At 67.9% G+C, this 7,033-nt stretch carries 6 protein-coding genes; 4 read left to right on the plus strand and 2 right to left on the minus strand.

Features of this window, described 5'->3' with window-relative positions:
* Window positions 1-56: 56 nt before the first annotated feature.
* Both recA and alaS read left to right on the plus strand, forming a co-directional pair.
* On the plus strand, window positions 57-1,124 hold the full coding sequence (gene recA, locus Q7P21_RS18045; protein WP_304178271.1) for a recombinase RecA: 1,068 nt from the start codon (window positions 57-59) through the stop codon (window positions 1,122-1,124).
* A 284-nt stretch (window positions 1,125-1,408) separates the two neighbouring features.
* Window positions 1,409-4,048 (plus strand): alanine--tRNA ligase, encoded by a 2,640-nt coding sequence (alaS, locus tag Q7P21_RS18050; RefSeq protein ID WP_304178282.1) that lies wholly within the window; start codon window positions 1,409-1,411, stop codon window positions 4,046-4,048.
* A 22-nt stretch (window positions 4,049-4,070) separates the two neighbouring features.
* Here alaS and Q7P21_RS18055 read toward each other — a convergent pair whose 3' ends face one another.
* On the minus strand, window positions 4,071-4,448 hold the full coding sequence (locus Q7P21_RS18055) for a VOC family protein (protein WP_304171927.1): 378 nt from the start codon (window positions 4,446-4,448) through the stop codon (window positions 4,071-4,073).
* A 58-nt stretch (window positions 4,449-4,506) separates the two neighbouring features.
* The gene (locus tag Q7P21_RS18060) at window positions 4,507-5,100 is read right to left on the minus strand and encodes a DUF2939 domain-containing protein (protein ID WP_304171929.1); all 594 of its coding nucleotides are present in this window, start codon (window positions 5,098-5,100) and stop codon (window positions 4,507-4,509) included.
* Between the two features lie 139 nt (window positions 5,101-5,239).
* On the opposite strand from Q7P21_RS18060, the gene Q7P21_RS18065 reads away from it, so the two are divergent.
* Together Q7P21_RS18065 and Q7P21_RS18070 are read left to right on the plus strand one after the other, a co-directional pair.
* Window positions 5,240-6,073, plus strand: coding sequence for an SDR family NAD(P)-dependent oxidoreductase (locus Q7P21_RS18065; protein ID WP_304171931.1), 834 nt, complete (start codon window positions 5,240-5,242; stop codon window positions 6,071-6,073).
* 83 nt (window positions 6,074-6,156) lie between these two features.
* A complete protein-coding gene (locus Q7P21_RS18070; RefSeq protein WP_304178294.1) occupies window positions 6,157-6,924 on the plus strand; it encodes a hypothetical protein in 768 nt (255 codons plus the stop codon).
* The last annotated feature ends 109 nt before the right edge of the window (window positions 6,925-7,033 follow it).

The raw sequence follows: 7,033 nt of genomic DNA on the forward strand, positions 1-7,033 counted from the left end.
CGCGGCGATCTGCGGCCGGTCGGGTTGGCGGAATCATGGAATAAGGAGCGCCCATCATGTCTAACCAATCGGCGTTGAAGCTCGTGGCAAGAGAAGAAGGCGATAAGCAGCGGGCGCTCGAAGCGGCGCTGGCTCAAATAGACCGGGCGTTCGGCAAGGGCTCGGTGATGAAACTGGGCGACAAGGCCACCATGGAGGTCGAAGCCGTCTCCACGGGGTCGCTGGGCCTGGACATCGCGCTCGGGATCGGCGGTCTGCCCAAGGGCCGGGTGGTCAAGATCTACGGTCCGGAAAGTTCGGGCAAGACGACGCTCGCCCTGCATGTTGTGGCCGAGGTCCAGAAGGCCGGCGGCACCGCAGCCTTCGTCGACGCCGAGCATGCGCTGGATCCTGCCTACGCCAAGAAGCTGGGCGTCAATCTGGATCAGCTCCTGGTCTCGCAGCCGGACACCGGCGAACAGGCCCTGGAGATCACCGACACCCTGATCCGTTCGGGCGCCGTCGACATCATCGTCATCGACTCGGTCGCGGCGCTCACCCCGCGCGCGGAAATCGAGGGCGAGATGGGCGACAGCCTGCCGGGCCTTCAGGCCCGCCTGATGAGCCAGGCGCTGCGCAAGCTGACCGCCTCGATCTCCAAGGCCAAGACGCTGGTCATCTTCATCAACCAGATCCGCATGAAGATCGGGGTGATGTACGGCTCGCCGGAGACCACCACCGGCGGCAATGCGCTCAAGTTCTACGCCTCGGTCCGCCTTGACATCCGCCGCACGGGCTCGGTGAAGATCCGCGACGAGATCGTCGGCAACAATGTCCGCGTGAAGGTGGTCAAGAACAAGGTCGCCCCGCCGTTCCGCGAGGTCGAGTTCGACATCATGTACGGCGAGGGCATCTCCAAGCTGGGCGAGATCATCGACCTGGGCGTCAAGGCCGGCGTGATCGAGAAGTCGGGCTCCTGGTTCTCCTGGAGCAGCCAGCGGATTGGCCAGGGTCGGGACAATGTGCGCGAGTTTCTGCGCAACAATCCCGACATCGCCAACCAGATCGAGGCCCAGGTGCGCGGCGCCAAGGACGTCATCGAGGAAGAGCTGCTGGTCGGCCCGACCGAGACCGACGACGAATAGGGCCTGATCCGACAAGATCTCTCTCCAGAGACCCTGAAGGATAGCCGTTCCGGCGCCTGTGGCTTCGGGACGCGCCGCCAACCCCGCTGTCCCCGAGCCTGGCGCTTAAGGACCCCGCACGGCTGTCCTTCTGGCAAGGACGTCCGGACCTCTGCGTCCGGGCGTCCTTTTTCTCATGGCGCTTTTTCTTTGGCGGGGCCGCGCAAGTTTCGTAAACGATCCCCTTTCCGCAGCGCAGCAGGCGCGGCGGGACCTCCCATTTCGACCCCAAGCGTTTCAGAGCCATGCCGAGCCTCAACGAGATCCGCGCCACCTTCCTCGACTATTTCCGCGCGCGCGAGCACCTGATCATTCCGTCGGCTCCCCTGGTGCCGCAGAACGATCCGACCCTGCTGTTCGTCAATGCGGGCATGGTGCCGTTCAAGAACTACTTCACGGGCGCCGAGACCCCGCCGGCCCCGCGCGCCGCCTCGTCGCAGAAGTCGGTGCGGGCCGGTGGCAAGCACAACGACCTGGACAATGTCGGCTACACCGCCCGCCACCACACCTTCTTCGAGATGCTGGGGAACTTCTCCTTCGGCGACTATTTCAAGGAAGGGGCGATCACCCACGCCTGGACCCTGCTGACCGAGGTCTATGGCATTCCTGCTGAGAAGCTGTGCGTCACCGTCTATCACACCGACGATGAGGCGGCCGACCTCTGGAAGAAGATCGCGGGCCTGAGCGACGACAAGATCATCCGCATCTCCACCAACGACAATTTCTGGTCCATGGGCGACACCGGCCCCTGCGGTCCGTGCTCGGAGATCTTCTACGACCATGGCGCCCACATCCCCGGCGGCCCGCCCGGCAGCCCGGACGAGGACGGCGACCGGTTCGTGGAGATCTGGAATCTGGTCTTCATGCAGTTCGAGCAGTTCGCCGACGGTACGCGCAAGCCGCTGCCCAAGCCGCAGATCGACACCGGCATGGGCCTCGAGCGCATCGCCGCCGTGCTGCAGGGCGTGCACGACAACTATGACATCGACCTGTTCCGCACCCTGATCGCGGCCTCCAAGGCCCTGGTCGGCGACGGCACCAATGGTCCGTCGCACCGGGTGATCGCCGACCACCTGCGTTCCACCAGCTTCCTGATCGCCGACGGCGTCTCGCCGTCGAACGAGGGGCGCGGCTATGTGCTGCGCCGGATCATGCGCCGCGCCATGCGCCACGCCCACCTGCTCGGGGCCGAGGAGCCCCTGATGCACCGCCTGGCCCCGGTGCTGATCGCCGAGATGGGCGAGGCCTATCCGGAACTGCGCCGGGCCGAGCCGGTGATCGTCGAGACGTTGCGCCAGGAAGAGGAGCGGTTCCGCCGCACCCTCGGCCGGGGCATGGCCCTGCTGGACGAAGCCACCGCCAAGCTGCCGGAGGGCGGCGTGTTGTCCGGCGACGTGGCCTTCAAGCTCTATGACACCTACGGCTTCCCGCTCGACCTGACCCAGGACGCGGTGCGGGCCAAGGGCCTGACCGTCGACCTCGACGCCTTCGATGTGGCCATGAAGCGGCAGAAGGACATGGCCCGCGAGGCCTGGTCGGGCTCCGGCCAGGCGGCGGCGTCTGGCGAGTGGTTTGCGATCCGCGAGCGCCTCGGCGCCACCGAGTTCATCGGCTACGACACCGTCGAGGCCACAGGCGTCCTGAAGGCCCTCGTGGCCGACGGCGCCGAGCTCACCGAGGCGGGCGCCGGCAAGACGGTGTTCGCGGTGTTCGACCGCACGCCCTTCTACGCCGAGAGCGGCGGCCAGGCCGGGGACACTGGCGAGGTCGAGTGGGCGGAGGGCAAGGGCAAGGTGCTGGACACTCAGAAGCAGGCCGGCGACCTGTTCGTGCACGAGATCGAGGTGACCGAGGGCATCCTGACCGTGGGCGATCAGGTCCGCCTGGCGGTTGACGCCGAGCGTCGCCTGACCACCCGCTCCAACCACTCCGCGGCCCACCTGGTGCACGCGGCCCTGCGCCACGTGCTCGGCCCGCATGTGTCCCAGAAGGGTCAGCTGGTCGATGGCGAGCGCATGCGCTTCGACTTCAGCCATGGCGGCCCCCTGACCGCTGCCGAGATCGACACCATCGAGGCCGAGGTCAATGCGGTGATCCGCCAGAACCTGCCGACCCTCACCGAGGAAATGGCACCCGAAGAGGCCATCGAGGCCGGGGCCATGGCCCTGTTCGGCGAGAAATATGGCGACAAGGTCCGGGTCCTGACCCTTGGCCAGGCGCTGGAGGGTGAAGGCGCCTATTCGGTGGAGCTGTGCGGCGGCACCCACGTGGCGCGCACCGGCGACATCGCGCTCTTCAAGATCATTTCCGAGGGCGGAGTCGCCGCCGGCATCCGGCGCATCGAGGCCCTGACCGGCGAGGCGGCGCGCCGCTGGCTGATCGAACAGGCCGGCGTCGCCAAGGCCCTGGCCGACCAGTTCAAGACCCCGGTCTCCGAGGTCCTGGCCCGGGTCGACGCGTTGGAAGCCCAGCGCCGCAGGCTCGAAAAGGAGTTGGGCGATGCCAAGCGCCAGCTGGCCATGGGCGGCGGCGGTGGCGCGGCCACGGCGGCGGTCGAGGAGATCGCCGGCGTCCAGGTCATGGCCCGGATCATGGACGGCGTTGGCGGCAAGGACCTGCGGCCCATCGCCGAGGAGTTCAAGAAGCAGGTGACCGACGGGATCATCGCCCTGGTCGGCGTGGCCGAGGGCAAGGCGGCGGTGACCGTGGCCGTGACCGGCGCGGCGGCGGCAAAGTTCTCGGCCGTCGAGCTGGCCAAGGCCGCCGTGGTCGCCATGGGCGGCCAGGGCGCCGGCGGCCGTCCCGACTTCGCCCAGGGCGGCGCCCCGGACGGGGCCAAGGCCGGCGAAGGTCTGGCGGCGATCAAGGCCGCGATCGGCGGCTGATCGCTCCGCGATCGCCCGCGCCTCAGGTGCGGGCGAAGACGCAGAACTTGTTGCCGGTCGGGTCGCGGAAATAGGCGCCATAGAAGCTGGTGGAGTCGGCCGGACGCGGACCCGGCGCGCCCTCGTCCTGGCCGCCGCTCGCCAGGGCTGCGGCGTGGGCGGCGTCTACGGCGTCCTTTGACGGGGCCAGGAAGCCGATCATGATGCCGTTGCCGGCCCGGGCGGGTTCGCCGTCAAAGGGCGGGCAGATATAGGTGTCGGCGTCGCCGCCCTTGGGACCATAGCCGGCCCAGCCGCCCTGGAAGAAGCTGCGCTCGCGGTCCATCGCCCCGAACACCGCATCATAGAAGGGGAGGGCGGCCTCGACGTCCAAGGCGCCGATAGTGACATATCCGATCATGATCTCGTCCTCCGCTGAAGCTCGCCGAGCCTAGCGCGGGGATAGAACAAATCAAGAACTATTTGGTCTTCGCCGGCAGCTTGATATTGACCAGCTTCCAGCTGAACCAGCCCTTGCGCTCGAAGGTGAAGACCGTCTCGCGCTCCGGCGCAGCCGGGTCCTTCACGGCCAGGCGCGTGCGGCCCGGATCCCAGAACTGGGTGCGGGGCCAGTTCTGGTGCAGGGTCGCCTCAAGGTGGCCCTTGAAGGTGGTGGGCGGCGCGGGCTCGGCCGGCGCCTTGCCGGGCGTATAGCCCCGGGTGAGGGCGTGCAGGCCCTCGACGCCGACATAGCGCTCGACGGCTGGCGGCGGCGGGGTCAGGGGCTGGATCGCCTGGCGCAGGGCCCCGAGCGGATCGGTCCAGACGCTGGGCGGCGGCGTGGCCGGGGCCGGCTGGTCGGTCAGCTGGGCCTTCAGCGAAGCACGCACGGCGTTGTAGTCGACCAGTTCGGCCAGGCCTTGCGCGTCGCCGTCTCGGGCGTCGGCCCTGAGGGCGCGGAAGGCGAACCAGGGCGCGGCCAGGAAGGCGGAGGCGGCCACCAGGATCAGCACCAGGATCAGGTTGAAGAAATTGCGCGCCATGCCGCCCGCCTCGCGATCCCGCTTGCTCATGGAAAAGGATTAACACGCCCTGGCCGCGCGGCCAGCCTTTCCGCCCATCAGGCGAGCGGTTGGCTTGCGCCGGCGGCGGAAGGGCGCGAGGCTGACCCATTGTTTGAACCATAACAAAGCCCGGGGAGGGCCTCATTTCATGTCCAGCGCCAGCGCCATTGCGCCCAAGATCAATCCCAACGGAACGCTTGCGGGCAAGACCGCCCTGGTCACCGGCGCCAGTCGGGGCATAGGCGCGGCCATCGCCGCGCGCCTCGCCATGGAAGGCGCACGCGTCGTCATCTCAGCCCGCACGGCGGAGGAGGGCGAGAGCCGCCTGCCGGGCACGCTGGCCGAGACCGTCGAGCATATCCGCGCCGCCGGCGGCCAGGTGGCCTTCATCAAGGCCGACCTTGCCCAGGCCAGTGAGCGGGAACGGCTGGTGGAAGAGGCTGAAGCGACGTTCGGGCCCATCGATATCCTGATCAATAACGCCGCCATCACCTTCTTCATGCCGGTGGTCGAGTTCACCGAGAAGCGTTTCAAGCTGATGATGGAGGTGCAGGTCTATGCGCCCTTCCACCTGTCCCAGCTGGTGCTGCCGGGCATGATCGCGCGCAAGTCGGGCTGGATCGTCAACATCTCCTCGCCCGCCGGCATCCATCCGCAGAAGCCCTATCGCGGCGGGCGCGGCGGCACGGTCTATGGCCTATGCAAGGCGGCGCTGGAGCGCTTCACCACCGGCCTCGCCTCCGAGGTCCAGGCCGACGGCGTCGCGGTCAATGTGGTCTCGCCGGGCCTGGTCGACACCCCCGGCGTCGCCGTGCACGGCCTGATCAACGAGGCCACCAAGGACCGGGTCCAGCCGATCGAATATATCGCCGAGGCGGTCTATCAGCTGGCCAAGGGCGATCCCGCGACCATGACCGGCCGTGTCGATTATGCCGAGCCGCTGCTGAAGGAGCTGGGGCTAGAGCCGTCGGCCTTGATCTAGGACGGCGACCGGATTTGGGGCGCCCCGCGCTTGCATGATGCGGCGCGGGCCGTCAGATCGCGCCTCCTTTGGGGGACGCGACCATGACACGCTTGAGCACCGGCCTGAAAGCCGCCGGCCTGGCCCTGATCTTGTTGAGCCCGCCAGCCGTCGCCGCCGCCCTGCCCAAGGCTGCGGCGCCCGCCAAGACCGTGGTCTTGGCGGCGGTGCGCAAGGGCGTGGTCCTCACCCTGACCGCGGACGGCAAGCCGGTGGCCCGGTTCACCAACAGCGCCGCCTTCAACTGGAACGAACTGGGTAGCGTCGTCATCAAGACCGCCGCGGGCCCCAGGCCGGTCTTCATGCTGTCCCCGAACTATCCCGAACCCGAAGACTCAGACCAGGCCGGGGACCAGCCGAACTATCTTTTCGACGAGACCGGACGGCTGTTCTGGGTGATCGAAGGTCAGTTCAACCCGGCCAAGAGCGTCCTCCTCGAAAGCCAGCACGAGACCTTCTCCGTCGGCGACTATAAGGCCAGCTTCGACCTGGAGGACTTCAGCCGCACCCCGCACCTGAAGTTCGTCTTCAAGTCCAACTGCTATGCGGACGAGTGGGTCAGCGACACCGAGCTCAAGGCCCACTGCCCGCGCACGACCGCCAACGGGGAGGTGGTGGAGACCGACGCCGTGGTCCGCCAGGTCTCGCCCACCCAGTGGCGGCTGACGGAAAAAGCCCTGCCGAAGGCCAAGCTGAAGGTCGCGCCTGACAATCCGGCCACCCTGTTCAACGAACTCGCTACCGGCGTGCGGGCCAAGCCCGAAGTCCAGACCCTGCCCGACGATCTGGCGGCGACCTACAAGCGGTTCTGAACCCGCCGGGCCCTTGCCAATCGGCCCGACGCTCCGTCACATCGCCGCCTTCGTTGGAGTGAGACGATGACGCGGTGGATGGGCGCCCTTGCGGGCCTGGTTCTGGGGA

Origin of the sequence: Phenylobacterium aquaticum (assembly GCF_947378715.1) — a bacterium.
GTDB lineage: Bacteria > Pseudomonadota > Alphaproteobacteria > Caulobacterales > Caulobacteraceae > Phenylobacterium > Phenylobacterium aquaticum_A.

Coding starts and splice junctions, on each gene's coding strand:
- Q7P21_RS18065 (WP_304171931.1), top strand. CDS start 5,240: ATGTCCAGCGCCAGCGCCATTGCGCCCAAGATCAATCCCAACGGAACG.
- Q7P21_RS18055 (WP_304171927.1), bottom strand. CDS start 4,448: ATGATCGGATATGTCACTATCGGCGCCTTGGACGTCGAGGCCGCCCTC.
- Q7P21_RS18070 (WP_304178294.1), top strand. CDS start 6,157: ATGACACGCTTGAGCACCGGCCTGAAAGCCGCCGGCCTGGCCCTGATC.
- recA (WP_304178271.1), top strand. CDS start 57: ATGTCTAACCAATCGGCGTTGAAGCTCGTGGCAAGAGAAGAAGGCGAT.
- Q7P21_RS18060 (WP_304171929.1), bottom strand. CDS start 5,100: ATGAGCAAGCGGGATCGCGAGGCGGGCGGCATGGCGCGCAATTTCTTC.
- alaS (WP_304178282.1), top strand. CDS start 1,409: ATGCCGAGCCTCAACGAGATCCGCGCCACCTTCCTCGACTATTTCCGC.